Below are 26,832 nucleotides of genomic sequence, written 5' to 3' on the forward strand. Positions count from 1 at the left end.
CAGACAATCGCCCAGAGCGGAGCGGCGATGGTTGCACCATATCCCATATTTGCGAACTTTGGTCGTAATTTCCGTGGGGTTTATGGCATTCTGTGAGCCTACGGGCCCCTGTCGAGGGGAACTGATAACTTCCTCGCCGGATTGGGCTGGAATTCGAATGACGGTGGGGCTGATATTTCGACTTTTGGGGTAGCTCGGCCGACGATCGGCGTGGCCCCTTTCGGACAACTTTGTCGCATTCGGCAATTCTGCATCCTCAGCCTTCGGCTCGCCCGCTTCTCAAACGACCCGCGATTCGCCATGGTGCCGCCGCAACAGCATCGCCCCGGAGCACTATCAATGTCGGACAAGGTCTCGCGTCGCCAGTTCGCCACGCTGGCGGGATTGTCCGCAGCCGGCATCGCCAATCCTCTCGGAGGGGCGGACGCCAAGCCCGCATCCCCGCCACGGAGCGGGGACGGCTTTCCGGCGGGCTTCGTCTGGGGCACGGCGACCTCGTCCTATCAGGTCGAGGGCGCGGTCAACGAGGACGGGCGAGGGGCCTCGATCTGGGACAAGTTCGTCCGCATCCCCGGCAAGATCGAAGACGGCTCGACCGGCGACCGCGCCAACGAGCACTATCACCGCTACAAGGAGGACATCGCGCTCATCAAGGAGCTCGGCTGCAAGGCTTATCGCTTCTCGGTGGCCTGGCCGCGGCTGTTTCCGGACGGCGACGGCAAGCCCAACCCGAAGGGACTCGACTTCTACAACCGCCTGGTCGACGAACTCCTCAAGAACGGCATCGAGCCGTGGCTGACGCTTTATCATTGGGACCTGCCGCAATCGCTCCAGGACCGGTTTGGCGGCTGGCGCTCGACGGAGACCTGCAAGATATTCGGCGATTACGCGGCCTATGTCGCCGAGCACCTGACCGATCGCGTCAAGAACGTCTTTACACTGAACGAGAGCGGTCGGTTCGTCCATTTCGGCTACGGCATCGGCATCGACGCGCCCGGCGTGACGCTGCCGCAAGCCGAGGTCAACCAGATCAGGCACAACAGCGCGCTCGCACACGGGCTCGCGGTGCAGGCGGTACGCGCCCATGGCCGCCGCGGCATCAGGGTGGGGCCGGCCGAGAACATCGATGCCTGCGCCCCCGCGATCGACACACCGGAGAACGTCCGTGCCGCCGAGATCGCGCTGCGCGAAATGAACGCCGGCTATCTCAACGTCATCATGACGGGCCAGTACACCGACGCCTTCCTGAAGTTCGCCGGGCGCGACGCGCCGAAATACACCGATGCGGAGCTGAAGATCATCTCCTCGCCGGTCGATTTCCTCGGCCTCAACATCTACGCGCCGCAGAACTACGTGGTGGCCTCCGACCAGGGCGCGGGCTTCATGCCGCTGCCGATCCCGAAATCGTTCCCGCACATGAATTCGGACTGGCTGCGCATCGGTCCCGAGACGATCTACTGGGTGCCGAAGCTGGCGGCGAAGATCTGGAAGACGGACGCGATCTATATCAGCGAGAACGGCACCTCCGGCGACGACGTCGTGACGCCTGACGGCAAGATCTACGACACCGACCGCATCATGTATTTGCGCAACTACCTCGCCCAGCTCCAGCGCGCCACCGCCGAAGGCGTGCCGGTGCGCGGCTACTTCCTCTGGAGCTTGATGGACAATTTTGAATGGGTGTTCGGGCTCAACAAGCGCTTTGGGCTCTACCACGTCAATTTCGACACGCAGGTGCGCACGCCGAAACTCAGCGCCAGCTTCTATCGCAACGTGATCGCGAAGAACGCGGCGGGGGTGTGATTGCTCTCCCGCGCCCCGTTCTTGCTGGGGCGCGACGAGCTTGGCTCGCGCTGAGGAGACAGGGTGAGGGGTCCCGCCAGCGTGCATTGACTCCCTTCGCCTCCTGATTCAAAACGCCTCTAACCATTCAAAAAGAGGAAACGCCAATGACCGACGCACTTATCATTGATGCCTGCCGAACTCCGCGGGGCGTCGGCAAGGCTGGCAAGGGGGCACTCTCGGGCATTCATCCGCAGCAGCTGGGAGCAACCGTGCTGCGCGCGCTCGCGACGCGCACCGGCATCGACACCGCCGATGTCGACGACATCATCTGGGGCTGCAGCGCGCAGGTCGCAACCCAAGGCGGCGATCTCGGCCGCATGTCGGCGTTGGACGCCGGCTACGACGTGCGTGCGAGTGCCGTGACGCTCGACCGCTTCTGCGGCTCCGGCATCACCAGCGTCAACATGGCCGCAAGCTCGATCATGGCGGGCGCGGAGGACCTCGTCGTTGCCGGCGGCTGCGAGATGATGTCGATGGAAGGCCGGCGCGGCGGCGGTCCGATGATGATGGACAACGGCAATCTGCGCCTGCGTGCGCGGCATCCGCAGTCGCATCAGGGCGTCTGCGCCGACGCGATCGCGACCATGGAAGGCATCACGCGAAGGGACGTCGACGCGCTCGGCCTCGAAAGCCAGAAGCGCGCAGCCTTTGCGATGGCGAACGGCCACTTCAAGAACAGCCTCGTGCCGGTGCATCGCGAGGATGGCAGCCTCGCGCTCGACCATGAAGAATATCCGCGGCCGCAGACCACGATGGAAGGGCTGAGCGCGTTGAAGCCGGCATTCCCTGCGGTCGCCGACCATGCGCTCGACGACAAGGGCACGACCTATCGCGGCCTGATCCTGCAGGAGTACCCCGACCTCGAGATCGACTTCATGCACCACGCCGGCAATTCGTCCGGCGTCGTCGACGGCGCGGCCGCGATCCTTCTGGCGTCGCCTGCTTACGCGAAGGCGCATGGGCTCAAGCCGCGCGCCCGCGTGGTTGCGATGGCCAACATGGGGGACTCGCCGACGCTGATGCTGAACGCGCCGGTGCCGGCGACGCGCAAGGTGCTGGCGAAAGCGGGGCTGACCATCGACGACATCGACCTGTTCGAGATCAACGAGGCCTTTGCCGTGGTTGCGGAAAAATACATCCGCGACCTCAAGCTCGATCGCGCCAAGGTCAACGTCAATGGCGGCTCGATCGCACTCGGCCATCCCATCGGCGCCACCGGCTCGATCCTGATCGGCACCGTGCTCGACGAGCTCGAACGGCGCGACTTGAAGCGCGGTCTCGTCACCATGTGCGCGGCCGGTGGCATGGCCCCGGCCGTCATCATCGAACGTATCTAGCGCGAGCGAAGCTCGTCGCCCCGTAAAAATATAGGAGAGAAAGTACCCGCGATCGCCGCATCACGACGATCTAGGCTTATTTTCCAGGGTGAATCGCGACCGGACTCCGACAAAGAGGCCGGTCGTCGCTTGTCGAAAGCATCGAATCAGCTTTAGCAAGGCTGCGTGCGGGCCTTTGAAACAAGGTAAAATCCGCTGCCTGAGGCTTCTCCCGCTCCGGAAGTGGCTAAAAAGCAGGGTTTTTTGCCACAGAGGGCCAAAAAAGCCCGTAAAACCCCGACAAAACTGTGCAGAAGGCTATAGGCCTTCACCGGTTGGTCTAATATGCAGCCGTCAACGAATCAGAGGAGACACGATGGCCACCCAAATGTCGAAATCGCAGCTGATCGAAAAGATCGCGACCACCACCGAGCTTTCCAAGCGTGACGTCAAGAGCGTCATGGAGACGCTGACCGACGTCGGCCACAAGGAGCTCAAGAAGAACGGGCTGTTCCTGGTACCGGGCTTCGCCAAGTTCGTGGTCATCAAGAAGCCCGCGACCAAGGCACGCAAGGGCACCAACCCGTTCACGGGCGAAGAGATGATGTTCAAGGCCAAGCCGGCCCGCAAGATCGTCCGCGCCCGCCCGGTCAAGGCCGCCAAGGACGCCGTGGGCTAGCAACGCAAAGGCCCCCTCCCGTAGGAGGGGGCCTTTTGTTCGGGGCTGTCGCGAGGACTTGAGACGGAGGGCTCAACCCTTGCGGCGCTTCGCGCGGACCGGGACCGGCTGAAGCCGCGGTCCTGATGCCGCCAGCGCATCGCGAACCCCGTCGATGGCGCGATCGAGCAACTGCCGCAGCCGCTGCGCCTGCCGCGATCGCTTCGCTCTTTCCAGCAGTTTCTTCATCACATTCACTCCGCCGCTTCGACCTTGGCATCGGCTTGGGCCTCGGCCGGCTCGAGCGCCGCGGCGATGGCTTCGTCGACGCGCTCCAGCCAGATGAATTCGAGGTTGTCCCGCGCGCTCTTCGGGATGTCGTCGTAGTCCCGCTTGTTGCGCGCCGGCAGCATCACCCGCTTCAGGCCCGCGGCCGCGGCCGCCACCACCTTCTCCTTGATGCCGCCGACCGGCAGTACCAGGCCGCGCAGCGAGATCTCGCCGGTCATGGCGGTGTCGCTGCGCACCGTGCGATTGGTGAGCAGGGACGTCAGCGCCGTGAACATCGCAACGCCCGCGCTCGGCCCGTCCTTCGGCGTCGCGCCTGCGGGCACGTGAACGTGGATGTCGCTCTTTTCGAACAGCTGCGGATCGATGCCGAGCTGCGTGGCCTTGCTCTTCACCAGCGTCATCGCAGCCTGCACGCTCTCGCGCATGACCTCGCCGAGCTGGCCGGTCAGGATCATCCCGCCGCGGCCGGATACCCGCGAGGCTTCGATGAACAGGATGTCGCCGCCGACCGGCGTCCAGGCAAGGCCGGTGGCCACGCCTGGAATGCTGGTGCGCTGCGCGATCTCGCCCTCGAAGCGCGGCTGGCCGAGTACGGTGCCGATATCCTTCGGCGTCACGACGACCTTGGCAGCTGTGCCTTCGGCGACCTGCACGGCGGCATGGCGGAACAGCTTGCCGATCTCGCGCTCGAGGTTACGCACGCCGGCTTCGCGGGTGTAGCCGTTGACGACCAGCTCCAGCGCCTCCGGCTCGATCTCGGCCTGCTCGGCCGTCAAGCCGTTGGCCTCGAGCTGCCGCCGCACCAGATAGCGCTTCGCGATCTCCAGTTTCTCTTCCTGGGTGTAGCCGGTGAGGCTGATCAGCTCCATGCGATCCAGCAGCGGACCCGGGATCTGGTCCAGCATGTTGGCGGTCGCGATGAACACCACGCGTGACAGGTCGAAGGGCACGCCCAAATAATTGTCCCGGAACGTCCCGTTCTGCTCGGGGTCGAGCACCTCCAGCATCGCGGCGGAAGGATCGCCCTGCACGCCGCGACCCATCTTGTCGATCTCGTCCAGCATCATGACGCAGTTCCGGGTGCCCGCCTTCTTGATGCCCTGGATGATGTTGCCGGGCAGCGCGCCGATATAGGTGCGCCGATGGCCGCGGATCTCGGCCTCGTCATGCACGCCGCCGAGGCTGACGCGCACGAAGGGACGGTCCATCGCGCGTGCGATGGATTGACCGAGCGAGGTCTTGCCGACGCCGGGCGGTCCGACGAAGCACAGGATCGGCGCCTTGCCCTGCGGCGCCAGCTTGCGCACCGCCAGATATTCGATGATCCGGCTCTTGATCTTCTCCAGGCCAAAGTGATCGGCATCGAGGATGCGGCGCGCTTCCTTGATGTCGATCGGCTTCTCCGCGGGCAGCGCCCACGGCAGCTCGATCAGCCAGTCCAGGTAAGTGCGGACCATGCCGGCCTCGCCGGCGGCCTCCGGCATGCGCTCGTAGCGGCGCAGCTCCTTCTTCGCATGCGCGTCGGCCTCGGGCGGCATGTTGGCCTTGGCGATGGCAGCGGTCAGCTCGGCGACCTCGGCCGCCTTGCCGTCGCCTTCGCCGAGCTGGCGCTGAATGGTCGCCATCTGCTCGCGCAGGATCGCCTCGCGCTGCCGTTCGTCGAAGCTGGCGCGGGTCTGCTGGCCGATCTCGTTGCTGATGCGCAGCACCTCCAGCCGTTCGGCCAGATGCTTCGACACCTTCTCGACACGCAGAGCGAGGTCGATGGTCTCCAGCACCTCCTGCTTGTCCTGCGGCTTGATGTCCATGAACGAGGTCGCCAGGTCCGCCAGCGCGCCGGGCGCGGTGGTGCCCTGGAACATCGCGACCAGCTCGGGCGGCGCCTGTGGCAGCAGCTCGATCGCCTCGATGGCCTGGCGCTGCAGGTTCAGCGCGCGCGCCTCGATTTCGGGCGAACTCGTGGTCGGCTCCGGAATCTGCTGGATCCGCGCGGCCGGGAACGGCGTCCCGGGCAGGAAGTCGAGGATGCGCGCGCGCTGCACGCCTTGGCAGACGATGTGATGGGTGCCGTCCGGCGCGGTGATGTAGCGCACGATGTTGGCGATGGTCGCGACCCGATAGAGGTCGTCCGGTCCGGGCTCCTCAGTCTCGGGGCTGCGTTGCAGGACGATGCCGACCGGCCGCTGCTCGCGCAGCGCCTGTTGCGCGGCGGCGACCGACTTCGGCCGCGCGATCGCGATCGGCGCGATGGCGCCGGGGAACAGCACCATCTCGCGCACGGGAATGATGATCAGCGCGTCTTCGGGAATCTTCACGTCGGAATTGCTCTGGGGATTGGTCGGTGCGGTATTCATTGGTTCGGTGGCCATGATCGACCTCAGGATTTGGCGAGGCGCAGCGCGACGCAGCCGTCCATCACGAAGCGGCTGATGGCGTAGCGGCCAACGGGCAATGCAATGCGGCGCTCAAAACGCCCCTGCGGCAGTTCGAGCCGGTGGATGCGGGCGTTGCGAAGCTCCGGCGGAAGGGTGCGTTGGCCGGAGATCACGAGCACGCCGTCATGGATGACAGTCTCGACATTGTCGGGATTGACGCCGGGAAGCGCGACCAAGATCAGAAGCTCGTGCTCGGTTTCGAGCACGTCGATGGGAGGCTCCCAACAGGCCTCCTGGCGGCCGAATTGCTGGCGCAGCCGTTCGGCGCGGGTCAGCGAGTCCAGGGCTTCGGACAGCATCCAATCGAGGGGATTCTTGGGTTGCATGATGCGGGCTCGGCGGTGGGGAACGCTGAATATGGGGCCGGTTCCCGAGAATTCCAGCCCGGCGGCGCGCAGGTGCCATGCGGATCGTGCGATCCGAAAACACAAGCGCCGCGGCCTTCCGGCCGCGGCGTTTCGTCGTCACGCCACGTGGGGCTCAGGCCGCCTGGCGGTATTCCTCTTCCGCCTCGAGGTTGATCACGGAGGTGGCGAGCTCGGTCAGGGTGTGATCGGTCGCCTCTTCCTCGTCCAGCGTCGCCTGCAGCAGCTTTGCCGCGTCCTGCATGCCGAGCTCCTCGGCCCAGGTGCGCAGCGTACCGTAGCGGGAGATTTCGTAATGCTCGACCGCCTGCGCAGCTGCGAGCAGGCCGGCGTCGAGCGCAGGAGCGTTCTTGAACTCCTTCATGATCTCGGCGCCTTCGTCGGTGATGCCGTTGATCGCTTCGCAGGGCTTGCCGCGGGCCGGCTTGCCCAACATCTTGAAGATCTGGTCCAGACGTTTGACCTGGCCCTGGGTCTCGCGCAGATGCTTGTTGAAAGCCGCCGCGAGCTCCTTCGAGTTGGCGGCCTTGGCCATCTTGGGCAAGGTCTTGATGATCTTGTTCTCGGCGAAATAGATGTCCTTGAGCGTCTCGAAAAACAGGTCGCTCAACATCTTCGGCGCCTGACGGGCGCGGCCCGTCGACGATTTCTTGGTTGTGCGCTTCTTTGCTTTCTTGGCCATACATCCTCCTCTTGAGGTGACACGCGAAGGCATCGCCTTCCGCAATCCTCAGGCGATCAAAAGCTTTCGGAGAACGAAAGTTCCAAACGGCAACCTGCGCTCAGGTCGGACGCTTGTAGGGATCTTCCTGCCGCTGCCGCGCCTCGGTGTTGCGGTCGAGCTGTGCGCGCTCGCGGCGCCGCAGGCGCCCCGCCTTCGCCACGCCGTAGACGAGGACCGCACCGAGCACGAAGGCTCCGGTGAACCAGAGCCAGAGCAGGTTGCCCGAAAGGTGACCCAGCAACATTCCAATTCCACTGTCGCTCATTGTGCATCTCCGGTGATTTTCAAAGCGGTTCTGCCGGGCTAAGTCAGTCCGCCAGCCATCGTTCCTGCGTCCAGGGGGCCCACCGAGACATGATCGACTTCACCTTGTCTGCGTTCGTGACGCTGCTGCTCGTGGTCGATCCCGTGGGCCTTGCGCCGGCCTTCCTCGCCGCGACCGGAGGCATGCCCGACAAGACCAAACGCACCATCGCGCTGCGCGCGCCACTGATTGCGGCGTCGATCCTGGTGGTGATCGCCCTGATTGGAAACTGGCTGCTGCGCCAGCTCGGGATCGGCATCCCCGCCTTCCAGATCGCCGGCGGACTGCTGCTGTTCGGCGTGTCCTACCAGATGATCTTCGGCGACCGTCCGCATCGGGAGGCCCGCGAGGCCGACAAGGCAAGCTCCGAGCATGCCTCCGACGTCGCGGTATTCCCGCTGGCGATCCCGATGATGGCCGGTCCTGGCGCGATCGCGACCACGCTGCTCCTGACGGGCGATGCCGGCTACGGGCCGAGGCTCGCGATCATCATCGCGGTCGTGCTCTCCGTGTGCCTGCTTTGCATGCTCTGCTTTGTCTCCGCGAACATGATCGCGCGGAGCCTTGGGCGCACCGGCAACGCCGTCCTCTCGCGCGTGCTCGGCATGCTGCTCGCGGCCTATTCGGTGCAGTTCGTGATCAACGGCATCGCGGCCGTCCGGGCGAGCTTGCCGTAGAGCTGCGACAATCTGTTAATGCGTTGATTTTCATGTTTATTTCATGATGCCATGAGGCGGCTGGCGCGATCGCGCGCGATCCGGTCCGCTTTCTCTTGCGCTGCCATAATGCTTGACGTACTCCCCGTCTGACAGGCGCCCATCGTCAGGAAATCGAGATGTCGATGACAGCGGACGAGCTCGACAAGAGACAGGCCATCATCGGCGCCTGCCGCCGCATGAACGCGCTCGGCATCAACCAGGGCACCTCGGGCAATATCAGCGTCCGGCATGTGGACGGGCTTCTGGTCACCCCGACCAGCGTGCCCTACGACGCCATGACGCCGGACCAGATCGTGTTCATGGCGATGGACGGCTCGCACGCGCCCGATCAGAAGCCGTCAAGCGAGTGGCGCTTCCACCTCGACATCCTGAAGGCCCGGCCAGACGTCAACGCCGTCGTCCACGCCCATCCGACCTATTGCACCATCCTGGCGATCATGGGCCTGGAGATCCCGCCCGTGCACTACATGATCGCAGCCGCCGGCGGCGACAGCATCCGCTGCGCGCCCTATGCCACCTTCGGAACGGCGGAGCTGTCCGAACATGCAGTGCGGGCGCTGGAGGGCCGGCTTGCCTGCCTGCTCGACCATCACGGCATGATCGCGATCGGCAAGTCGTTGGACAAGGCGATGTGGCTCGCCGTCGAGGTCGAGACGCTGGCGCGGCAATATCACGGCTGTCTCCAGATCGGAGAGCCGCCGCTGCTGTCGAGTGCCGAGATCGAGCGGGTCCGCCAGCGCATGTCCGGTTACGGCATGTCGGAAGGGTAGGGCGGGCCAAAAGTGTTCCTGCGGATCAGACATCTCGCCGACCGCAAGGGGACGAACCGCGTCATGGTTCGGCTGCGGGCGCTGCTGCGCAGCAACGAATTCTATCTGATCCCGCTGGCGCTGGTGATCGGCACGCTCGCCGGCGCCATCGTGACGCTGATGGCCGAGATTGCGCAGATTGCCCATATGGTGATCTACGGCATTCCCATCGACGTTCGCCTGTCCGCCAATACCAGCGTCAGTCCCTGGGCCGCGTTGATCGCGCCCGCGCTGGGCGGATTGGCGCTCGGGATCATGGAGTGGTGGCGGCGAAGGCTCAAGCTCTCCAGCGCGGTCGATCCGATCGAGGCGAACGCGCTGCGTGGCGGCAATCTGTCGATGCGCGACAGCGTGGTGGTGTCGAGCCAGACCTTGATCTCGAACGGCTGCGGCGCCTCCGTCGGCCTCGAAGCCGGCTATACCCAGATCGGCTCGGGCATCGCCTCGCTGCTCGGCAAGTTCTTCAATCTGCGCCGCAACGATCTGCGCCTGATCGTCGGCTGCGGTGCCGCTGCGGCGATCGCGGCCGCCTTCGGTGCGCCGATCACCGGCGCCTTCTACGCCTGCGAGCTGATCGTCGGCGTCTATTCGGTCGGCAGCGCTGCGCCAATCCTCGCCGCCTCGCTCGCGGGTGCACTGACCGCGCAATGGCTCGGCGGCGCGCCATACTCGCTCGAAATACCCAAGGTCAGCGCCGTCGGCGTCGAGCAATATCTGGCGCTGATCGGGCTCGCGCTCGTCACCAGCGGCGTCGGCATCGCCGTGATGCGCTCGTCCTCGATGTTCGAGCGCCTGTTCAAATGGCTGCCGGTCTGGCTGCGCCCGGTGATCGGCGGCCTCATCGTCGGAGGCTTTGCGATTGTCACGCCGCAGGTGCTGGCGGCCGGCCACGGCGCGATGGTGCTCGATCTCTTTCACGACATGACGATCGGCCTGATCGCGCTGATCATCGCCTTGAAGGTGACGGCCTGCCTGATCTCGCTCGCCTCCGGCTTCCGCGGCGGGCTGTTCTTTGCCTCGCTGTTCGTCGGCAGCCTGATCGGAAAGTTCTTTTCGGCGGTGCTGCTCTTGATCAGCCCGAACTTCGTGATCGATCCGCTGGTCGCGATGCTCACGGGCATGGCGACGCTCGGCGTCGCCATCGTCGGCGGTCCCTTGACCATGTCGTTCCTCGTGCTCGAGATGACCCGCAACGTCGACGTCACCGCCGTGGTGCTCGCCGGCTGCATCGTCACCTCGATCTGCGTCCGCTTCATGTTCGGACACTCCTTCTCGACCTGGCGCCTGCATCTGCGCGGCGAGACCATTCGTAGCGCCAACGACGTCGGCTGGCTGCGCAACCTCACCGTCGAGCGGCTGATGCGCTCCGATGTCGGCAAGGTGCCGTCGACCACGACGATCGCCGCGGTCCGCCGCGAATTCGCGCTGGGCTCGCGGCCCGGGATCGTCATCGTCAACAATGCGGACGAATATGTCGGTCTCGTCCTGCTGCCCGACCTGTTCTCCGGCGATCTCGACACCATCGCCGACGAAATCCAGGTGATCGAGCTCGCGCGCCTGACCGAGATCGTGCTGATCCCCGAAATGAACGTGAAGTCGGCCATGGCGGTGTTCGACGAGGCGGAAGCCGAGATGCTGGCAGTCGTCGATTCCACCGACAGCCGCAAAGTGGTCGGCTTCCTCACCGAGACCTTCGCCCGCCGCCGCTATGTCGAGGAGATCGACAAGGCAACGCGCGGCGTGCTGGGGGCGCTGTCGTAAAGTCACGCGGAAGCGGGACGGCGTGCGTCACGCGCCGCCGTCCGCGCCTGCTATCGGCTCGGTTGGGCGGGAGCCGCAACGACGCCCGCCACGATCCGGCGGACCAGCGGCAGCACCATCAGCAGCGTCGGAAAGGCGACGAGCCATGACAGCGCCCAGGCGCCCGGCCAGGTCGCGAGGAACGCCGGCGTTGCGCCGGGGCTTCGAAGGGTGGAAATGATCGACACCACGGCCGTCATGAGGACGGACAGCACAAATGGCATCACGATCGGCGCATAGCGCGCCGGCAGTTTGCGAACCGCAATCATCTGGTTTCTCTTTGGAATAGGACGCGTCAGTCACGGTGAACCCAAGAATGGCATCGATCCCGACGGCGTCGGTTGATGCGTTGGTTCACGTAAAACGCTTACGGCGACCGAAAAACGGTGCGGCTGTTCATTATCCGCTCATGTTGGATGGTTCAAGCTGGATCTGGTCGTTCGGTTTACAATCGTTCAAAGCGTGGCAGATTGCCGCGATCACGAAACCATTTCAGTAGCTTGCGCATTAAATCTTGTTTGATGATGTCGCTTTGAGCGAGAACAGGGAAGGTCAAGATGAATAAGGGACCGATGATTTCTGCAGCCGGCCGCAACGTTGCGTTGGCAGCTTTCGCAAGTCTTGTTCTGATTGCGGCCTCTGTCACGCCTTCGGCTGCCAACTCGCCCGCACCCAGCAAGGCCGCTGCCGCGGGCCCGGCCGCTCCGGCTGCCACCGATTTCAGCGCCGCTCGCCGCCACCGCTACTATCGACGAGGTCCGAACGCTGCAGGCCTCGCCTTCATGGGCGTGGCGGCAGGTCTGATCGGCGGCGCGATCGCAGAGAGCAGGCGCCAAGAGTACTACGAGGAGCGCTATAATTACGGCCCCGGTCCTTACTACGGCGGCCAGGGATATTACGGCGGCGGTCCCTACTATGGTCCGCGTGGCTATTATCAGCCGTATTAGGCCCCTGTCCTCGCCGCAGTCTCGTTTCGCGCCAAGGGGCGGTGTTTTGCACCGCCCCTTGTTGCTTCTGCGCGAGGCGTCTCATTGCGCGACCTGTGTCGCGGGTGCGTCAATCCTCTCTTGAAAAAATATTCCACTTTACCGAAATTCGGTTTTGGCGTATGTGTCGCTCATCCCGGCTCATCCTTGAGGGGCGATCTTGTGGTCGTCACGTTCGCGAGCCGGGCTTGCGGTGGACGCGGCAGCGTTCGGGTGCGAGAGGTTTGGGCAGGGCGGATTGCTCTCCGTGAGCCCGAGGCTTCGTTCCGACGAGCGGCGCTGCTAGGCTTCGTCTCGTCATCAGGTCGGCGGCAACGTGCACAACGTCGTCGAAACCGGTGGTGAAATGGCGGGCCGTGCGTACGGCAAAACCGTGTGGCCCTGTCGTCCAGTGATTTCTGGTGGGTTGGAACCTGAAAACCCTCGATCATTGAGGGGTTGTAAGGATCGCCACCGGGCGCTTGGTCCGGCCTGAAACCGCCGGGCCCTATTAGGCCCTAGTTTCACATGGTGGTTCAAACACCCTTCCGTTTCCAAGGAAAGCGAGTGCGTTGCGACGACGGACCTGTTTCGGCTCCGACATCCTCAAGCTCCCGGCTTGCTGGCACGCTGATCAGTCATTTACTTGGTCAGCTTCAAACCACGCTGGAATCTCCTGCGACGGAATCGACACTCTCGGCAGGTGCGGGATGATGGTGCCTGCAGTGACAATCAATCCTTCGGCGAATTTCGCTCGCGCAAAATCCCGCGCTTCTGCTTCAGTGACGAACGTCTTGGTCAGGCGCGGATGTCGCCGTCTTTGCAGCGTGCCATCCATGGGCACTTCAAACGTTACCACGTGTACTTCATACCGCGAGGCCGCTGCTCGTCATCGGTCCCGGTCCTCCGGGCCGAGATGACCGCGACAGCTCCTTTCTGCCCAGTCACCTGCAAACTGGCTTATCGCCGCACGCCGACGCGGTTGACGCCACCATTGGCATTGCCACCGGCATTATGGCGTACCGCAGCGCGGGCCACTGGACGCGCACCCAGCACCACACCGGCCCGAGCAACGCAACCCGCCGGGTAGGCAGTGTATTGGCAATACACGACTGCATTGGCTGGGCTTGGATTCAGCGTGAGACCTGCAAGGCCCAAGAGGGCGCTAGCAGCAATCCCGCTAATTGTCGCTGACTGGATCGAAAGACGCTTCTTGGGATGCATGCGGGTCTCCCTTTTGTGCCTGCACAAGAGATACACGGACGCCGTCTCTGGTGCGGCTGCAACGCAGCGTGTCCGCTAAAGGATCGCCGGCGTTGACACAGATCAACCAAGCGTTCGCCTAGCGACGCGGGAACCCCACACAAGAGGTGAGTGCAGCGCACACGTGTCGGTGCAGCTCCTGCGGCTCAGGTGGTAGGCGTGAGCTTACTCGCTGAGCCCGTACTGCCGAGCTCGAGGGTGACGAGCCTCGCGAGAAGCGTTGCCGGATAAAGCTGACCGATCACGCTCTCGATGTTGCAGAGACTTCGTGCCAACGGATGCACCGGAACGATGTCTCCATACCCAGTCGACGTAAGCGTGACAAAGCTCATGTAAAAAAGCGATGCGGCGACCGAATGATCGTCCTCGAAAGCTATTCCCTTGATTGCGTCGGGAGCCGCCAGCCCTACAAACAGGAACAGCGTTGCAAAGGCCACCGCAATCAAAAGGTACAGAAGGATCGCTCCGATAATTCGGTGATATGTAACGAGACCTCGCCTGAATACGGCCTGAAGCACGACAGCGCCTAACGTGCAGGCGATGACCAGCCATGCGCCGGCCAAAATGTGAAGGTGGTACGGTACTGGGTAGTAAATGCGCAGGAAGAATACGGCGACGTTGAAAACGAGCGCGAGCGACATCAGAACGAGAGCAGTCGGATTGTTGGAGATGATCACCATGCTGACGATGATCGCTAGCAACAGGCCATCCGCAAACAGATGAAAGGCGGTAATGCCCATTGCTTGTAGCGGGGCGAAGACAAAAATCAGTAATGCCAGCACTCCCGTGAGCACCGAGAGCAGCCAGTCAATGCGTTCTCCGCGCAAACGGCGCAGCTCGCTTACGGGCGTCTTCATCGATGTTCCTAAGGCCTGGCGCTGACCGCAGCGCTGCACCTTTGTACAATTCAGGACGAAAGTTCAGTCTCGTTGACCTAGATCAAGGGAACGGGAGCAAACCCGGGCGCGCTCAGTGAATGGGTTAGTGGCCTGCCGCAGCCTGTTTGAGCGGTTCGATCAGCTCGTGCGCTGAGAACGGCTTCGTTAGAAATGCGACGCATCCGGACAGCAGTGCGGCGTCGCGAACGGAATGGGTCTCATTGCCGGTGATGAAAATGACGGGGACCAAAACGCCTCGCGCTTTGAGTTGATGTCGGAGGTCGATCCCGGATCGCAGGTTGAGGTTGATGTCCAAGATGATGCAGAGTGCGTTGGCGATGTCGGCGTGCTGCTCCAGATCTTCGGCAGACGAGAAGAGGAGCGGTTTATAGTCATGTTGGCGGAGCAGCCGCCGTACAGCCCTCAGCATTCCGGGATCGTCGTCAACGACTATGACTTGCCTGCTGTGCACTCCGGGACCTCTGATCGCTTCCGGGGCATAATCGCTAGCGGCTCTGCGGAGCCGTGGCGTTTACCTAAGATACTTCTTTCAGCTCAGGGCGTGTGTTCCGTGTTTGGGGAAAGAGCGCCGATCCTCTCGGCAAGAGATACCAGCTCAGCTAACGACCGGACCTGCATTTTCTCCATCACACCGTGACGGTGAGCTTTGATCGTGCGCTCCGTTGTTCCAAGCGCGTGAGCGATCTGCTTGTTGATTTTGCCCCGAACGATGAAGTTGAAGACCTGTCGCTCGCGCGGCGTCAATGTAGCGAGACGAGCACGGGTCGCACTTACTTTGTTTTGCAGATCTAATGTCGATTGATGATGTGCCAACGCTCCTGCGATTGCGCGAAGAAGGTCTTCGGAGCTTACCGGCTTGCTCAAGAAATCCCGAGCGCCCGCCTTTATGGCCCGCACGGTGATAGGAATGTCGGTATGACCGGAGAGAAATATGATCGGCAATGCCGAGCCGAATTCGCCCAATGTTTTTTGCAAGGCCGGGCCGTCCAGATCGGGCATTTGCACGTCGAGAAGAATACAACCCGGACTGCCGTCGCTCGGCAGTCGGTCGAGCAACTCCTGCGCTGACGCATAGACTGCGACCTGGTAACCGGCGTGCTTCAAATGCCGCTCCATGGCCCCCCGGAATGACGGATCATCGTCGACAATATGCACGAGCCCAAACATCGGTCCTCTTTCGCTGCAAAAATGTACCGCGCAACTCGGGGAGAGTAAGTGTCGTTTGGCCCTTGTTCAGGCATAGCTGATCTGTCGCTGCGATCTACTACCAAAGTCTCAATGCGGTTTGTGCCACGCCGTCGTGCCGCGCAGCCCTGACGATGGCGACACTCCGCATGGACGGTCGACAGCTACTACCGTGCCCTGCCAAGGCGCGAAAACCGGGCGATGGCACTCTATCAGAGATTCAACCGGACGTTTTCCAGGTTGCGTTGCGGATCGCTACCAAATTATGATCGATGGTCAGGTAAGTCATACGGCGTATGACGATGCGAGATTTGGCGGACCTGCGGCCTTGCACCAGCCGTGCCAGCGATGGTGCACCTCGCATTGCGATTGGGACTGCATGTTGAAGGCGTTCGCATTATCGATTTGTGCTGGCTTCCTTCTGCGGGCGACCTGTCATGCTGCGGAGCTGACAGAAGACACCGCATTCGGCCCCGCGCCAGTCGCGCCAAAGGTTGACTTTCAGTCGCTTCGGATCAAGGGGCTCATCGTGGCGCTGCCTGGCCCGCAGGACACCGTCGATCCCGATTTCGCCGGCATCCGATCAAGTCTCGCGGCACTCGGGATCGGCTACGTCGGCTACACGAACAACAACTTTTACGACAACATGCTGCCCGCCGAACGGAACACGTTTGGCCAGCAGGTCTATAATGGCCAGAAGCCAACCTTCTTCACGAATAACGTGATGCAGATGACTTACGACCTCAGCAGATACGGGATTTCCGACGGTCAGATCGCGGTCGGCGGCATCTACAATTACGACAGCTGGGCACCGGCCGGGCCGAACGCATTTAGCCTTGCGACACTCAGCTATTATCAGACCTTCCTGAACCGGCAGGTGGAATTGAAGGTTGGATATTTGGCCAATGTCGTTGAGTATTGGGGACCATTTCTGGCAGGCAATTTGTCGTCCAGCATCTTTGGACCGAGCGGACAGATTCCGGTCGCGGCGGGTCTAAGCGCCTGGGCCTGGGCGAAACCGGCGATCAACATCAAGGTCAACGGCCCGGAGGGGCTATATGACAAATTCGGTGTGCAGGTGGCGAGCAGCCCGGATGGTCCCTTCGCCGAGAAGACCGCTAACCCGACCGGCCTGGACTGGTCGACGCCGAACAGTGGATTCCTCGCGATCAACGAGGTTGGCTATCGCAAGGAGGCCGCTCCCGGCCAGCTTGCGACCTGGGTGCGTGCCGCAGCTATCATCAACACCAGCAAGTATGTCGATTTCGAATTCGGCGGTCGGAATGCCGGGAATTACGCAGCCTATCTTCTGGCGGATCGACAATTTGTCCAACTTGTTCCAGTCGAAGGTCAGGCGGCAAGGGGGTGGTACGCTGGGCTAACCGCGATGTACGCTCCGCCGGAATTTAATCGCGTCAGCGAGTACTATGAGGCACGCCTCTATGGCATAGGTCTGCTGCCGTCCCGGCCAGGCGATATGGTATCCTTGGTTGTCTCCCGCAATGTCTTCACCCAATATCTGGTCGATGCCGCCGTGCGAGGCGGCCAGCTCGCGCATACTGACAATTTTTCGATAACTGCAGCCTATTATGCACCCGTTGCGCCCGGCATCCGTGTGGGCATCGGGCTCGGGTACACCAATAACCCCACGCCGGTGGTCTATACGCCGCAGACCGGGAGTGCCCTTAACGTGTTAGCCAATGCGACGATGTACTGGTGAGGCGACCATCGCGATGACCTCGCTAAAGCGGCACGTTTGTGTGTGGGTCGCTGCCGTTGTCGTGCTTGTCGTCTCGATGGGGGGCACAACCGCCCAAACCCTGTCTGGCCAGATTGCCGGCCAACCGAAAAAGATTTTGCTGCTTCATACATTCGGTCCGAATTTTGAGCAGGGAGCCGCATGGAGCAGAGAAATACAGAGAGAACTCAACAAACAATCGCCTTGGCCGCTGAACATTCAGGAACACTCGCTCGTCACGGCGCTGGACGGGGACGACGCCGCCGATGCGAAATTTGTTGAGTATCTTAAGGCGCTCTATACTCAACGGCCGCCAGATTTGATCGTCGCTCTTGGTGCCCCCGCTGCCCTCTTCGTCCAGCAGCACAGGCCAGACCTCTATCCGACGACGCCGATGCTGCTTGCGGCAGTCGAGGTGCGGCGGGTTGAGCCATCCATGTTGTCCGAGCGGGACGCTTTGGCCGGGGTGCGATACGATCAAGTCGCGGCTTTTGAAAACATTTTGCGGCTGTTGCCGGAGACAAAAGCCATCGCGATCATCCTCGGAAGCTCCCCCAGTGAGCGCTTTTGGGCTGCCGAGAGCCAACGGATAGTCGGTCCACTGCTGAAGAAAAACAAAGTTGAGTTAATCTTTTTCGGCGAGCAGCCGTTAGCGGATATACTGAAAGCAGTTGCGACTTTGCCACCGCACACTGCACTTTTTTATCAGCAGCTAGCGGTGGACGGTGCAGGTGCCGTCTATGGAGACAAGGAGCCATTGAGGCGCATCTATGAAGTCGCCAACGCTCCCATTTTTTCGTTCGATCAGTCTTATTTTGTCGGTCAGGTCGTAGGCGGTCCGATGTTTTCACCGGCTGAGGGCGCCCAATCAATGGCTGCTGTTGCCGTGCGCATGTTGGGAGGCGAGAAGATCAGCGGCATCAATCCCGTCGGCTTCTCAGCACCGAAATACGATTGGCGACTACTTCAGCGCTGGAACATCAGCGAGAGCCGCCTGCCGGCTGGGAGCGAAATCCTGTTTCGGGAGCAAACTGCATGGCAGCGTTATTCCTCACAAATCGTGCTGATAGCTGCCGTTCTTCTCGCCCAAGCTGGGTTAATCTTGGCCCTGCTCAATGCACATCGTCAGCGTCGGTTGGCGGAAGTACAAGCGCGGCAGCGAATGAAAGAACTCGCCCACGTCAACCGCTTCTCAACCGCTGGCGAACTTACCGCGTCGATTGCCCATGAAATAAATCAGCCGCTAGGGTCCATTCTGACGAATACCGAAACGGCACAGGCGATACTTAAATCTCCCAATCCGGACCTTGCCGAACTAAGCGAAATCCTGGGCGATATTCTACGGGATGATCAGCGCGCCAGCGAAGTCATCCGAAGGATACGAAGCCTGATGAAAAAGGCCCCCTTCGACCCGGTACAATTGGACCTCAATGATGTTGTGCGGGAAACCGTAGATTTTCTTTCAGCACTGGCCATCGCACGACAGATCGAATTGACCAGTCTGACCATGTCGAATGCGCTTCCGATCGTCGGTGACCGCATTCAACTTCAACAGGTTGTTCTGAACCTTGTAATGAACGGCATCGAGGCGATGAAGGATACGCCGCCTGGACATCGCAGCATCAGCATCCGGACTTCGCGCGTTGAGGAGTTCGCCCAGTTATCCGTTTCGGATCGCGGGCCCGGTATTTCCGAAGACAAGCTAAACCAGGTTTTCGAACCTTTTTTCACCAGCAAGGCGGAAGGCATGGGCATGGGGCTGTCCATCGCCCGCACCATTATCGAGGCGCACAACGGGTTCATTTCGGCAAAAAATCGCGATCACGGCGGCGCAACGTTCCGGATCAGGCTTCCCATTGTCGGTTGACCCAAACGGCAGCCGTGCGCCAAGCGCAGTGGTCGAGCCGATCCATCCAAAGGCGACCCGGTTCTCCTGCTGATGGAGGAGGAAAGGGGCGTGTGGATGCGGGCACCTTGCAGACCATGCTCCGGAAAGCCCAGGCGCATCGTATAGGTCAAAGAACAAATTTCAGCGCGTCTTCGCGGGCTACCGAACAGCGCCGGCGCGCCGGCCCTTGCCCCGTGCCCGACGCGGATCGAACTCATCAACCGCATTCTGCCAAGCCACGATCTCGTCTTCATACCAGACGCGCCGGTTCGGGCTGATGTAGGTGCATTTCGGAAAGCGACCTGCCTTCTCCATGCGATACAGCGTGGTGCGGCTCACCGGGATGATGTCCAACACCTGAGCTTCGGTGAGCATGCGGCGCGCAGCGGTGATGTGCACCACTTCGGTGTCGGCTTCGGCGAGTGCTACCTTTTTTGCGGTCATCATGTACTTCCATCATCTCGACGGGCCGGTAGACCTGGTCCGCGTCTTCATTACTTGGCCGTGCACTCCAGGGGGGCGCAAACGACCTGCATCACGCGCTCGGACTCGATCTCGATGAACTCGGGGAAAACACCGTGGTCCGAGAGAATCGCGCGCAGTTCGGCATCCAGTGCCGCCTGCCGGAGCGTGCCTGTCGCCAGCCGCTCTTCCTCGACTTTGCCCAGATACCACTCGGCGAGCTCGCGGATGAAGTGAACGCTCAGGCCCTTCTCGGAACCTTCCGCTGCAAGCCTCGTCGGCCTCTCTGTGCCGCCCGGAAAAGGCGTCACATCCGTCACATCCGTCACAGCGTCTGTAGCCTGAGCATTGTGATGTGACGGATGATCCTTGCCGGTGACGCTGCAACCGTCACAAGCGTCACACGCTCCCCCCTGAACAGCCTCGCTTGTGACGCTTGTGACGGTTGTGACGCCTTCTCGGGGACTGAGAGAGACGGGAGGGGGCAAATAGCGCCGCCACGCATCTTCCAGATCGGCGAGGAGGTAGCCCTTGCACTGGTTCGCCCCATGCGGCCGGAGCTTGTCGGACTTGATGCCGTAGCCATGCAGCCGGCTCGCCAGGGAATGGTCGTTGAAGGGCTCCTTGAGGTGGCTCCACGGGGCTGCCTCGAGCGCGTGCAGCGCCTCCAGAATTGCCTTAGTTGGAAGCCCTTTCGGGACGGTCATCTGGATCGCCGCGTCGGCTGCGGCGAAAATCGTCCGCAAATCAGACAGTAGGCGGATGTTCAGGCTCGGTGGTGTATCGGTAGTCGCGGCGGCAACCAGCGCGACGGCTGCTTTGCGCGCCAGTTCAGGCCACTCGCCACCCGCAAGGTCTGCAACCGCCAGCAGCGGCTCCCACAGGTCTGCGGTCCGGTCCTCGATGCCTGAGGGCATTTCCGGCCGCGCTGCCTCGGCGTGGCCTGCGCTGGCTGCCGCCCAGTCTTCGAGCCGGAGGAAGAGATTCCTACCAACGGGGGCGTGGGTGCGGTGCCGGAAAGCCTCGACGTGCTCGTTGGGCGCGCGCCGCCGCATCCGGATGACCACGCTGCGCGTCATGATCGAGTCCGGCAGCCAGCCCAGCCCTGCCAGCGCGACGGCGGCAAAGCTTTGCACGTCCTCGGTCTCGACGCGCTTTCCGTAGATGACGCAACGACCGAAGGTGGCGCCGCGGCGGTGACCGCTGTTGAGGAACGACCGAACGTCCTCATGCTCCCGCGCCTTCGGTCCGAAGATTGCGTCGATCTCGTCGAACAGGATGGTCGGCGGTCCACCTTCGCCCCCGCACTTCCGATACAGGTAGGCGGGTGAAACGTTCGTGGCATGCACGGGCCTTGGCACCAGCATCTCAGTCACCTCCAGGGCGCGAGTCTTGCCCGACCCAGGTTCCGGCGAAAGGAATGCAAGCCGCGCGGTGCTCTCCCATGCGCTCATCAGGTGCGTGTGTACGACCCAGAGGGTATGCGCGATGGCCGCGTGCACGGAGGGATAACTGACGAACCGGCACAGGAAGCCACGCACGTCCTCGAGGAGCGCGGCGCCGGCTTCAGCAGGTGCCCCGGCGTTGCGGCGCACAAGCCTGCCGGCCTCGGCTTTCAGCTTCACGGCGCCCTCGAACGAGGCGCGGGATGTCGGCGAGGCGCTCCTGCCGGCGGTCATCACGCGGAGTGTTGGACTGCTCCATTAACCCGCGCAGGAAATTAACGACGGCACCAGGCTCCATCCCGGCATAGATCATCTTGCAGGAGAGATCGCGCAGATTGTCGTGGAGCGAATGCCCGGCGAGAATGTCGCGCTAGACGCTGGGAAACCTAACGGAGCTGATCATTGCGATCACCGCGCTTCAGGCCGGCCAGTATATGCTCGTGAAAGCGTCGATTGCCGGTGCGATTGTCACCAACGCCCTGTTCATGCTCGGTGCCTGTCTATTGCTCGGCGGCCTGCGCTATCACGTCCAGGAATATAATCGTGCCGGCGCGCGGCTCTACTCCGGTCTCTTGCTGATGGCCACCGTCGCCCTGCTCGCCCCGTCGGCGGTCGCCGACCTCGATCTCGTACAAGGCGAGGCTGTCATGCGGAAGCTCAGCGTCGGTCTCGCCATACTGCTCATCATCGCTTACGCGCTCGGCCTGCTGTTCTCACTGAAGACCCACAAGGCGCACCCGCACTGGTGCTGCTCAGCTATGTCGTCGGACCGTCGCCAATGAGCCTGCAGTTCTGGCCGGGCGCCGTCACCATGGTGATGATTGCGACCGTGACCGCGAGCTTCATTACGAGCAGCGGGCGCTCGGCCTGGTTCGTCGGCGCCCTGCTTATCTTCATCTACGCGGTCTTTGCGTTGACGCTGTACGTGGTCCCGCCAGCGAGCCAGGAGATTGGGTGACGCCAACACCTCCTTTTCATCACCGTCCGTCGGCGCCGTGCCGTTTGTGAGTGAGTCCGTTGTTGGCCCGGAGCCGTCTGTGAGGGCAGCGTAGAGCACGTCTGCTCTGCCCCCGAAATCAGACGTCAACTTGTTCTGCTATCGCGAGGGCGTCGTCGACCTCGATGCCTAGGTATCAAACGGTGCTCTCGATCTTGGTATGCCCCAGCAGGAGTTGTACGGCTCGCAGGTTGCCGGTTCGGCGATAGATCAAGGTTGCCTTGGTCCGGCGAAGCGAATGCGTCCCGAACAGGTGCGGATCCAGTCCGATATCAACGATCCAGTGAGATAGGAGTCGGGCGTACTGGCGCGTCGTCATATGCCCACTCCGCCGCCGGCCAGTGAACCAAGTATTCTCCCGACTTCTTGCCAGTTGGAGGAGGAGCAATGTTTCCGCGTGAAGGACGCGAACGGAAGGCGTGCTGCGCTGCAATACCAAGACCGGGTCGATCTCGGTGACGTCACCCGCGATCCCAGCAGGTCTCGAATTTGCAAACCGCTGAGGACATGCTTTGCTCCGTTGCCTCAAGAAGGTCAGTTGCCGCGCCTTATAGATGCTCACCTGGCAGCCCACCGCGCGGTCCGCTTCACGGGTCGTTGGGAAAAGGGGACCGGGTTCATGCCGCTGAGGAGAGGAAAGGCCATTGGGTATGATGCCGACCTGATGGCGTTCAAGTTTACGATGAGGAATGGACAGCAAATTGTGCAATGCCAAATTAGCACTGCCGCGCTTAGCGACTTGGCTGATCGCCGGAGAGGCTCGAAGGGGGACTTGCTTGCTGAATTTAAGGCTCGTCGCGTGCTGATCGAAGCCATAGCGTCCGCACTGTTCGACCAATCATCCAATGAGAAAACAGTGGTCAGTATTTTTTCGAAACACATTCCGACCAGCCGTTTCGGCAGACGTCATACGATAAAGCCGGGAAGTAGCTGAACGGTCGGATAGCGCCTATTCGCCGCGATCTCCGCCGAATGAGTGACTTTACTCAAAAAAATACAAACAAATCATCAGCTTAGACGAATGCTCACTTTGGTCTTGAGTGTTGTCCATCGGATACAGGTCTTTGGGAGATTTCCGCCTATCGTGCCACCATAGATCGATCGGCAGTCGTGCCAATGACCGCTTCGCCTGAAGCGCATAACAAGTGGGGATTTAATGATGAAGAAGTTTTTACTAGGCACGGTAGGCGTGCTTGCTCTCGGAATGGCTGTGCCAGCCTCGGCTGCCGACATGCCGATGAAGGCTGCGCCGGCTCCCTACGTTGCCCCGATCTACAACTGGACCGGCTTCTATATCGGCGGCAATGGCGGCTGGGCGCAGAACCACAATTGCGTGGATTTCCTTGACGCGGCTGGCGTGGCCTTCGCTTCTGGCTGCCGCGATCGGTCCGGTGGCGTCATTGGTGGCCAGCTCGGTTATCGCTGGCAATCCAGCCAGTGGGTGTTTGGTCTGGAAGCGCAGGGCGATTGGGCGGATCTCAGCAACCAGCGCGTCAGCCTCATCAATCCTGCGCTCTCAACTCGTACCAAAACCAGTGCCATCGGCCTCTTCACCGGTCAGATCGGCTACGCTTGGAATGCGTCACTGTTTTACGTGAAGGGCGGCGCGGCGGTGACGGACAACCGCTTCAGCGTCCTCGAAAACGCTTTCGGCACTGAACTCGTGGCGCAAAGCGCGACCCGCTGGGGTGGCACCGTGGGTGTTGGTTGGGAGTATGGCTTCGCGCCGAATTGGTCAGCCGGTATTGAGTACGACCATCTGTTCATGGGGCACCGCAATAATTCGTTCACGGCCCCTCCCGCTCTTGCTGGATTTGTGAACGACCGGATCACGCAGGACGTGGACATGCTCACGGTGCGCGTGAACTACCGCTTCGGCAATTACGGCAGCCCGGTCGTCGCGAAGTACTGATCTCGCGTTATTTAGAGTTCTCCAGCAAACGAAGGTCGGCAGAAATGCCGGCCTTTTTTGTTGGAGGGTACAATCTAAAAGTCCTCAGACCCGCCACCCGCAATCGAGCCCTCGGTTAGCTCTGTCCCCTGCACCGGCTAATGACCCGCCGCGAACCGCGGCGGAGGATCGAAGACATGGCTCAAATCCAAAAAAACCGCGAGCGGAGCGGTGCGCCGAGAGCGCGAGGAAAAGTGCGCTAGACCGGCTCACGCTTATCAGACGCACGAAAGGCAGCGCCGACGTGATGATTGCCTTCTATACGCGTCACGCTCCCTGCGCATCAGGCTGTATGTCGACGAGAACTTCCCTTGAAAAACGGATCAAGTTTCACGGGTTCCCCGGTATCTTTCCAGTACAGTTGTTTACCGGCGCTCGCCGCCACCGCGAGGCGGTGGTGACCGCCGATCAGCGTATGCTCATCCGATGCCATCGCAACGATCTCGCCAGCTTCGTCCACGATGTTTCGCATGCGCCTTTCTTTGGCGGCCGTCGCGCGGGCATCGTTGATTTGGATCATGTGAGGCAATAACTGGTACCAGTACCTGACCGAAATCAATCCCGGCCAACCGCCCCGGAGAGGTCCCGCCCTTCGTCCGAAACGCACGAACCGCACACGCTGGCGTTGCAGCGAAAATCCGATAGTTTAATTCGTTCCGGCGCTTTAGATGTTCGATCTGCGACAAGCAAACAACCGTTTACCCGGTGCCTGCAACAGTTCAGTCCGAGCGAACTCTTGGTGGGCTGCCATCGCTCTGAACAGGATCGTAGCGCAAAACGCTAGCGGGGTTGCGCTATGTCGGCATCCAATTCGAGGGGATCCCGCGCAGCCTCAAAGCGGGGAATAAGATCGGCAGGCAACGCTACCAGTTTTGCTGCACGGTTGATCGACGATCCGAAAACTGTGGCGGCAGCGATGTGCTTTGCGAGCCTCGTGTAGTCGGACCATATCAAGTAGAACATGAGTGGTGGCTGCTCTCCATTCGCCAACAGTTGACTGGAGCGTTCGCCAGCGCCCTCAGTTAACCACCACCTGTGAGCTAGCGTGACGAGACTTCTGAAGTGACGAATAGTGCCCAACTGCTTACTTGGCTGAACGCCGGCCAATTTAGCGCAATGTGTTAGCCAATTGAGACCAGCCAAGATAGCAATCGAAAAATCAGTCGCCGCCGTTCCCGTGAAATCGACCACGGTCTCGTCGTGAGGACGCTGGAGGAGGTAAGCGTCTATCATTTCGATTTGCCGGTCTGCATCGCTTAGTAAGTCAAAGTCGGCCCTTGGCACCATCATTACATAGCGCATCGCTTCCAGCCGGGTGTGATCCCAAACCGAGCGAACATCACCGTTCAAATCCGATAATGCCCGCTTGCACGCTGGATAGATCAGTTCGCCCTGATCGACCTCATCGAGATATCGAGGAACGTGGCGGCGCAATTCATCGAGGATAACGTGCGGTCCGAAGAAGCGGTGACCGCCCGCTTTGTAGTCGGAATGTTTCCTGAGCCGCTTTCTGGGTTGCCACCAATCAAACAAGTGCCTTGACTCCCAGCCAGGCGAAGGAATCGGGAACAAACCCTGATAGCCGCTACCGCCATCGGCAATCCAAATGAATAGCAATCAACCCTCAGCTCGCTCCGGCCCTTTTAGAGGGGGATCGTTGCGGCTCTCGTATGAACCGCAGCTTCCGGGCGCGGTCGATCGAAGGCTTGAGATAAATCAAGGTCCCGATCGGCTCAAAGGGCGCAAGATGCTGCGGTGGTGGGTTAACTCAGGGTCCGTTATGGCGCGGTATATCGACAAGATTATACAGCCCGGCGAACGGTTGCTGTATTCGACCAACGAACACTGGATGTACTTTCTGCCCGCAATCGCTGCGTGGATCGTGGTGGTCGCATTTTTGGTGCTGTGGCGCTTCTTTACTTCCGACGTGCTGGCTTCGGTTTGCTTGGCCTTCGCGGCGGTAGCTGGGCTTGCGGCTTTGTACTGGACGGCGACGGCTTGGTTTCACCGCTGGACCACCGAGACCGACGTGACCAACATGCGGGTTGTCCACAAGACAGGTTTCATCAAGCGGGACACCTTTGAGATGAGCCTCGACAAAGTTGAGAGTGTCGATGTCAAACAGAGCATTCTTGGCCGCTTCATGGACTACGGCGACCTCACCATTCAGGGTGTCGGCGAAGGCACGCGAACCATTACCACCATCACGGCGCCGCTCGCGTTTCGCAACGCCATCACGACAAGGCCGGTTGGTACGTGAACCAAGGCGTGGTGTGACAGCCGCCAGCCTCACGAAAAAGCATTGCCGGCCAGCCGTCAATGCCGCCGACCTGAACGCACCAAGCCGCTGAATTGGCGAAGATCAAGGTCAGGGTGACTTCGGCAGCTACCAGCAATCATAAGCGGGTGTTACCTCTGACCATTCCGATCCCAACATTCCGCCCCCGGGGAAGCCCCGCTGGGCATTTCGCCTCGATATCTGCAGGGAAATGACCCAATAACCGGCACCAGTACCTGCTCGAATCAAATCTCGGCCTACACCCCCCCGGAGTGCACCCGATCATCCGCCATCGTGCGAACATCCAGAGGCTTTTGCAGGAGTGGAGCCGCGTCTGGGTCAAAACCGCCCGGATGAAGAAGCGAAAGCGCAGGTTTAACACAGGCGTCATGAAGGACCTCTTCTGGCCGATTTTGTTGCAAAAGTCGGTTGAGACAAGTCACGAAGCGTGATTCCGTTGTGTTGACGCGAATCTCGGCGAGGTCGATCCATGAT

28 protein-coding genes and 2 pseudogenes are annotated in these 26,832 nt (G+C 61.4%); 13 read left to right on the top strand and 17 right to left on the bottom strand.

Going from position 1 to position 26,832, the window contains the following annotated elements:
* Positions 1 to 339 precede the first annotated feature (339 nt).
* From ABIB91_RS39165 to ABIB91_RS39175, 3 genes are all read left to right on the top strand, one after another.
* Entirely contained in the window at positions 340 to 1,803 is a 1,464-nt protein-coding gene (locus ABIB91_RS39165; protein ID WP_007601424.1) for a GH1 family beta-glucosidase, read from the top strand.
* A 146-nt stretch (positions 1,804 to 1,949) separates the two neighbouring features.
* Positions 1,950 to 3,182, top strand: coding sequence for an acetyl-CoA C-acetyltransferase (locus tag ABIB91_RS39170; RefSeq protein ID WP_354172334.1), 1,233 nt, complete (start codon positions 1,950 to 1,952; stop codon positions 3,180 to 3,182).
* 355 nt (positions 3,183 to 3,537) lie between these two features.
* Positions 3,538 to 3,840 carry an HU family DNA-binding protein gene (locus tag ABIB91_RS39175; protein WP_007601427.1) on the top strand — a complete coding sequence of 101 codons (303 nt, stop codon included), beginning with the start codon at positions 3,538 to 3,540 and terminating at the stop codon, positions 3,838 to 3,840.
* 72 nt (positions 3,841 to 3,912) lie between these two features.
* On the opposite strand, the gene ABIB91_RS39180 is transcribed toward ABIB91_RS39175, so the two are convergent.
* From ABIB91_RS39180 to ABIB91_RS39200, 5 genes are all read right to left on the bottom strand, one after another.
* Positions 3,913 to 4,068 (bottom strand): hypothetical protein, encoded by a 156-nt coding sequence (locus ABIB91_RS39180; protein ID WP_007601430.1) that lies wholly within the window; start codon positions 4,066 to 4,068, stop codon positions 3,913 to 3,915.
* Positions 4,069 to 4,073: 5 nt separating this feature from the next.
* A complete protein-coding gene (lon, locus tag ABIB91_RS39185; RefSeq protein ID WP_007601431.1) occupies positions 4,074 to 6,479 on the bottom strand; it encodes an endopeptidase La in 2,406 nt (801 codons plus the stop codon).
* A gap of 8 nt (positions 6,480 to 6,487) precedes the next feature.
* Complete coding sequence (locus tag ABIB91_RS39190; RefSeq protein WP_007601432.1) at positions 6,488 to 6,871, bottom strand: Hsp20/alpha crystallin family protein; 384 nt, start codon at positions 6,869 to 6,871, stop codon at positions 6,488 to 6,490.
* Positions 6,872 to 7,025: 154 nt separating this feature from the next.
* A complete protein-coding gene (locus ABIB91_RS39195) occupies positions 7,026 to 7,592 on the bottom strand; it encodes a YciE/YciF ferroxidase family protein (RefSeq protein WP_354172330.1) in 567 nt (188 codons plus the stop codon).
* Positions 7,593 to 7,692: 100 nt separating this feature from the next.
* A complete protein-coding gene (locus ABIB91_RS39200) occupies positions 7,693 to 7,899 on the bottom strand; it encodes a hypothetical protein (protein WP_354172328.1) in 207 nt (68 codons plus the stop codon).
* An 89-nt stretch (positions 7,900 to 7,988) separates the two neighbouring features.
* On the opposite strand from ABIB91_RS39200, the gene ABIB91_RS39205 reads away from it, so the two are divergent.
* The 3 genes from ABIB91_RS39205 to ABIB91_RS39215 all read left to right on the top strand — a co-directional run bounded on the left by ABIB91_RS39205 (position 7,989) and on the right by ABIB91_RS39215 (position 11,227).
* Positions 7,989 to 8,615, top strand: a complete 627-nt coding sequence (locus ABIB91_RS39205; protein WP_007601435.1) for a MarC family protein — start codon at positions 7,989 to 7,991, stop codon at positions 8,613 to 8,615.
* 158 nt (positions 8,616 to 8,773) lie between these two features.
* Positions 8,774 to 9,427, top strand: coding sequence for an L-fuculose-phosphate aldolase (locus tag ABIB91_RS39210; RefSeq protein WP_007601436.1), 654 nt, complete (start codon positions 8,774 to 8,776; stop codon positions 9,425 to 9,427).
* A gap of 12 nt (positions 9,428 to 9,439) precedes the next feature.
* Positions 9,440 to 11,227, top strand: a complete 1,788-nt coding sequence (locus tag ABIB91_RS39215) for a chloride channel protein (RefSeq protein ID WP_007601437.1) — start codon at positions 9,440 to 9,442, stop codon at positions 11,225 to 11,227.
* 50 nt (positions 11,228 to 11,277) lie between these two features.
* Here ABIB91_RS39215 and ABIB91_RS39220 read toward each other — a convergent pair whose 3' ends face one another.
* Positions 11,278 to 11,535 (bottom strand): DUF2798 domain-containing protein, encoded by a 258-nt coding sequence (locus ABIB91_RS39220; protein ID WP_354172325.1) that lies wholly within the window; start codon positions 11,533 to 11,535, stop codon positions 11,278 to 11,280.
* A 288-nt stretch (positions 11,536 to 11,823) separates the two neighbouring features.
* On the opposite strand from ABIB91_RS39220, the gene ABIB91_RS39225 reads away from it, so the two are divergent.
* Positions 11,824 to 12,213, top strand: a complete 390-nt coding sequence (locus ABIB91_RS39225) for a hypothetical protein (RefSeq protein WP_354172323.1) — start codon at positions 11,824 to 11,826, stop codon at positions 12,211 to 12,213.
* Between the two features lie 652 nt (positions 12,214 to 12,865).
* Here the strand turns inward: ABIB91_RS39225 and ABIB91_RS39230 are convergent.
* From ABIB91_RS39230 to ABIB91_RS39250, 5 genes are all read right to left on the bottom strand, one after another.
* On the bottom strand, positions 12,866 to 13,069 hold the full coding sequence (locus tag ABIB91_RS39230) for a hypothetical protein (protein ID WP_354172321.1): 204 nt from the start codon (positions 13,067 to 13,069) through the stop codon (positions 12,866 to 12,868).
* A 122-nt stretch (positions 13,070 to 13,191) separates the two neighbouring features.
* Positions 13,192 to 13,455 carry a hypothetical protein gene (locus ABIB91_RS39235; protein WP_354172319.1) on the bottom strand — a complete coding sequence of 88 codons (264 nt, stop codon included), beginning with the start codon at positions 13,453 to 13,455 and terminating at the stop codon, positions 13,192 to 13,194.
* 185 nt (positions 13,456 to 13,640) lie between these two features.
* Positions 13,641 to 14,351 carry an ion channel gene (locus tag ABIB91_RS39240; protein WP_354172317.1) on the bottom strand — a complete coding sequence of 237 codons (711 nt, stop codon included), beginning with the start codon at positions 14,349 to 14,351 and terminating at the stop codon, positions 13,641 to 13,643.
* A gap of 124 nt (positions 14,352 to 14,475) precedes the next feature.
* Positions 14,476 to 14,844, bottom strand: coding sequence for a response regulator transcription factor (locus tag ABIB91_RS39245; RefSeq protein ID WP_354172315.1), 369 nt, complete (start codon positions 14,842 to 14,844; stop codon positions 14,476 to 14,478).
* 83 nt (positions 14,845 to 14,927) lie between these two features.
* Complete coding sequence (locus ABIB91_RS39250; RefSeq protein WP_354172313.1) at positions 14,928 to 15,560, bottom strand: response regulator transcription factor; 633 nt, start codon at positions 15,558 to 15,560, stop codon at positions 14,928 to 14,930.
* A 397-nt stretch (positions 15,561 to 15,957) separates the two neighbouring features.
* Between ABIB91_RS39250 and ABIB91_RS39255 the strand changes: the two genes are divergently transcribed.
* Both ABIB91_RS39255 and ABIB91_RS39260 read left to right on the top strand, forming a co-directional pair.
* Entirely contained in the window at positions 15,958 to 17,298 is a 1,341-nt protein-coding gene (locus tag ABIB91_RS39255; RefSeq protein WP_354172310.1) for a carbohydrate porin, read from the top strand.
* Positions 17,299 to 17,311: 13 nt separating this feature from the next.
* The gene (locus ABIB91_RS39260) at positions 17,312 to 19,183 is read left to right on the top strand and encodes a sensor histidine kinase (protein ID WP_354172308.1); all 1,872 of its coding nucleotides are present in this window, start codon (positions 17,312 to 17,314) and stop codon (positions 19,181 to 19,183) included.
* Between the two features lie 180 nt (positions 19,184 to 19,363).
* On the opposite strand, the gene ABIB91_RS39265 is transcribed toward ABIB91_RS39260, so the two are convergent.
* Together ABIB91_RS39265 and ABIB91_RS39270 are read right to left on the bottom strand one after the other, a co-directional pair.
* Positions 19,364 to 19,648 (bottom strand): helix-turn-helix transcriptional regulator, encoded by a 285-nt coding sequence (locus tag ABIB91_RS39265; protein ID WP_354172306.1) that lies wholly within the window; start codon positions 19,646 to 19,648, stop codon positions 19,364 to 19,366.
* Between the two features lie 50 nt (positions 19,649 to 19,698).
* On the bottom strand, positions 19,699 to 21,291 hold the full coding sequence (locus tag ABIB91_RS39270; RefSeq protein WP_354172304.1) for a DUF3631 domain-containing protein: 1,593 nt from the start codon (positions 21,289 to 21,291) through the stop codon (positions 19,699 to 19,701).
* A 194-nt stretch (positions 21,292 to 21,485) separates the two neighbouring features.
* Here ABIB91_RS39270 and ABIB91_RS39275 point away from each other — a divergent pair.
* Positions 21,486 to 22,069 (top strand): annotated as a pseudogene (locus ABIB91_RS39275) (calcium:cation antiporter family protein); the annotation flags it as partial.
* Positions 22,070 to 22,244: 175 nt separating this feature from the next.
* Here the strand turns inward: ABIB91_RS39275 and ABIB91_RS39280 are convergent.
* Positions 22,245 to 22,511, bottom strand: a pseudogene (locus tag ABIB91_RS39280) (tyrosine-type recombinase/integrase); the annotation flags it as partial.
* A 216-nt stretch (positions 22,512 to 22,727) separates the two neighbouring features.
* On the opposite strand from ABIB91_RS39280, the gene ABIB91_RS41880 reads away from it, so the two are divergent.
* Positions 22,728 to 23,042, top strand: a complete 315-nt coding sequence (locus tag ABIB91_RS41880; RefSeq protein ID WP_502917087.1) for a DUF1488 family protein — start codon at positions 22,728 to 22,730, stop codon at positions 23,040 to 23,042.
* 222 nt (positions 23,043 to 23,264) lie between these two features.
* Positions 23,265 to 24,020 (top strand): outer membrane protein, encoded by a 756-nt coding sequence (locus tag ABIB91_RS39290; protein WP_354172300.1) that lies wholly within the window; start codon positions 23,265 to 23,267, stop codon positions 24,018 to 24,020.
* A gap of 322 nt (positions 24,021 to 24,342) precedes the next feature.
* On the opposite strand, the gene ABIB91_RS39295 is transcribed toward ABIB91_RS39290, so the two are convergent.
* Together ABIB91_RS39295 and ABIB91_RS39300 are read right to left on the bottom strand one after the other, a co-directional pair.
* On the bottom strand, positions 24,343 to 24,579 hold the full coding sequence (locus ABIB91_RS39295; protein ID WP_354172298.1) for a hypothetical protein: 237 nt from the start codon (positions 24,577 to 24,579) through the stop codon (positions 24,343 to 24,345).
* A 260-nt stretch (positions 24,580 to 24,839) separates the two neighbouring features.
* Positions 24,840 to 25,592 (bottom strand): hypothetical protein, encoded by a 753-nt coding sequence (locus tag ABIB91_RS39300; RefSeq protein WP_063995468.1) that lies wholly within the window; start codon positions 25,590 to 25,592, stop codon positions 24,840 to 24,842.
* A gap of 247 nt (positions 25,593 to 25,839) precedes the next feature.
* Here ABIB91_RS39300 and ABIB91_RS39305 point away from each other — a divergent pair, with 247 nt between their 5' ends.
* Positions 25,840 to 26,319, top strand: a complete 480-nt coding sequence (locus tag ABIB91_RS39305) for a PH domain-containing protein (RefSeq protein ID WP_063995469.1) — start codon at positions 25,840 to 25,842, stop codon at positions 26,317 to 26,319.
* A 275-nt stretch (positions 26,320 to 26,594) separates the two neighbouring features.
* Here the strand turns inward: ABIB91_RS39305 and ABIB91_RS39310 are convergent.
* Positions 26,595 to 26,832: hypothetical protein (locus tag ABIB91_RS39310; protein WP_354172295.1), on the bottom strand; the 238-nt coding region annotated here is incomplete at its 5' end.

Origin of the sequence: Bradyrhizobium sp. JR4.3 (assembly GCF_040547695.1) — a bacterium.
Taxonomy (GTDB): Bacteria; Pseudomonadota; Alphaproteobacteria; order Rhizobiales; family Xanthobacteraceae; genus Bradyrhizobium; species Bradyrhizobium canariense.

What these genes read in the sequence shown, in the direction of transcription:
- ABIB91_RS39235 (WP_354172319.1), bottom strand. Translation starts at nt 13,455, where the DNA reads ATGCATCCCAAGAAGCGTCTTTCGATCCAGTCAGCGACAATTAGCGGG.
- ABIB91_RS41880 (WP_502917087.1), top strand. Translation starts at nt 22,728, where the DNA reads ATGCCGCTGAGGAGAGGAAAGGCCATTGGGTATGATGCCGACCTGATG.
- ABIB91_RS39290 (WP_354172300.1), top strand. Translation starts at nt 23,265, where the DNA reads ATGATGAAGAAGTTTTTACTAGGCACGGTAGGCGTGCTTGCTCTCGGA.
- ABIB91_RS39305 (WP_063995469.1), top strand. Translation starts at nt 25,840, where the DNA reads ATGGCGCGGTATATCGACAAGATTATACAGCCCGGCGAACGGTTGCTG.
- ABIB91_RS39195 (WP_354172330.1), bottom strand. Translation starts at nt 7,592, where the DNA reads ATGGCCAAGAAAGCAAAGAAGCGCACAACCAAGAAATCGTCGACGGGC.
- ABIB91_RS39205 (WP_007601435.1), top strand. Translation starts at nt 7,989, where the DNA reads ATGATCGACTTCACCTTGTCTGCGTTCGTGACGCTGCTGCTCGTGGTC.
- ABIB91_RS39220 (WP_354172325.1), bottom strand. Translation starts at nt 11,535, where the DNA reads ATGATTGCGGTTCGCAAACTGCCGGCGCGCTATGCGCCGATCGTGATG.
- ABIB91_RS39265 (WP_354172306.1), bottom strand. Translation starts at nt 19,648, where the DNA reads ATGACCGCAAAAAAGGTAGCACTCGCCGAAGCCGACACCGAAGTGGTG.
- ABIB91_RS39295 (WP_354172298.1), bottom strand. Translation starts at nt 24,579, where the DNA reads ATGATCCAAATCAACGATGCCCGCGCGACGGCCGCCAAAGAAAGGCGC.
- ABIB91_RS39180 (WP_007601430.1), bottom strand. Translation starts at nt 4,068, where the DNA reads ATGAAGAAACTGCTGGAAAGAGCGAAGCGATCGCGGCAGGCGCAGCGG.
- ABIB91_RS39200 (WP_354172328.1), bottom strand. Translation starts at nt 7,899, where the DNA reads ATGAGCGACAGTGGAATTGGAATGTTGCTGGGTCACCTTTCGGGCAAC.
- ABIB91_RS39170 (WP_354172334.1), top strand. Translation starts at nt 1,950, where the DNA reads ATGACCGACGCACTTATCATTGATGCCTGCCGAACTCCGCGGGGCGTC.
- ABIB91_RS39175 (WP_007601427.1), top strand. Translation starts at nt 3,538, where the DNA reads ATGGCCACCCAAATGTCGAAATCGCAGCTGATCGAAAAGATCGCGACC.
- ABIB91_RS39210 (WP_007601436.1), top strand. Translation starts at nt 8,774, where the DNA reads ATGTCGATGACAGCGGACGAGCTCGACAAGAGACAGGCCATCATCGGC.
- ABIB91_RS39240 (WP_354172317.1), bottom strand. Translation starts at nt 14,351, where the DNA reads ATGAAGACGCCCGTAAGCGAGCTGCGCCGTTTGCGCGGAGAACGCATT.
- ABIB91_RS39260 (WP_354172308.1), top strand. Translation starts at nt 17,312, where the DNA reads ATGACCTCGCTAAAGCGGCACGTTTGTGTGTGGGTCGCTGCCGTTGTC.
- ABIB91_RS39250 (WP_354172313.1), bottom strand. Translation starts at nt 15,560, where the DNA reads ATGTTTGGGCTCGTGCATATTGTCGACGATGATCCGTCATTCCGGGGG.
- lon (WP_007601431.1), bottom strand. Translation starts at nt 6,479, where the DNA reads ATGGCCACCGAACCAATGAATACCGCACCGACCAATCCCCAGAGCAAT.
- ABIB91_RS39230 (WP_354172321.1), bottom strand. Translation starts at nt 13,069, where the DNA reads ATGGATGGCACGCTGCAAAGACGGCGACATCCGCGCCTGACCAAGACG.
- ABIB91_RS39165 (WP_007601424.1), top strand. Translation starts at nt 340, where the DNA reads ATGTCGGACAAGGTCTCGCGTCGCCAGTTCGCCACGCTGGCGGGATTG.
- ABIB91_RS39255 (WP_354172310.1), top strand. Translation starts at nt 15,958, where the DNA reads ATGTTGAAGGCGTTCGCATTATCGATTTGTGCTGGCTTCCTTCTGCGG.
- ABIB91_RS39190 (WP_007601432.1), bottom strand. Translation starts at nt 6,871, where the DNA reads ATGCAACCCAAGAATCCCCTCGATTGGATGCTGTCCGAAGCCCTGGAC.
- ABIB91_RS39225 (WP_354172323.1), top strand. Translation starts at nt 11,824, where the DNA reads ATGAATAAGGGACCGATGATTTCTGCAGCCGGCCGCAACGTTGCGTTG.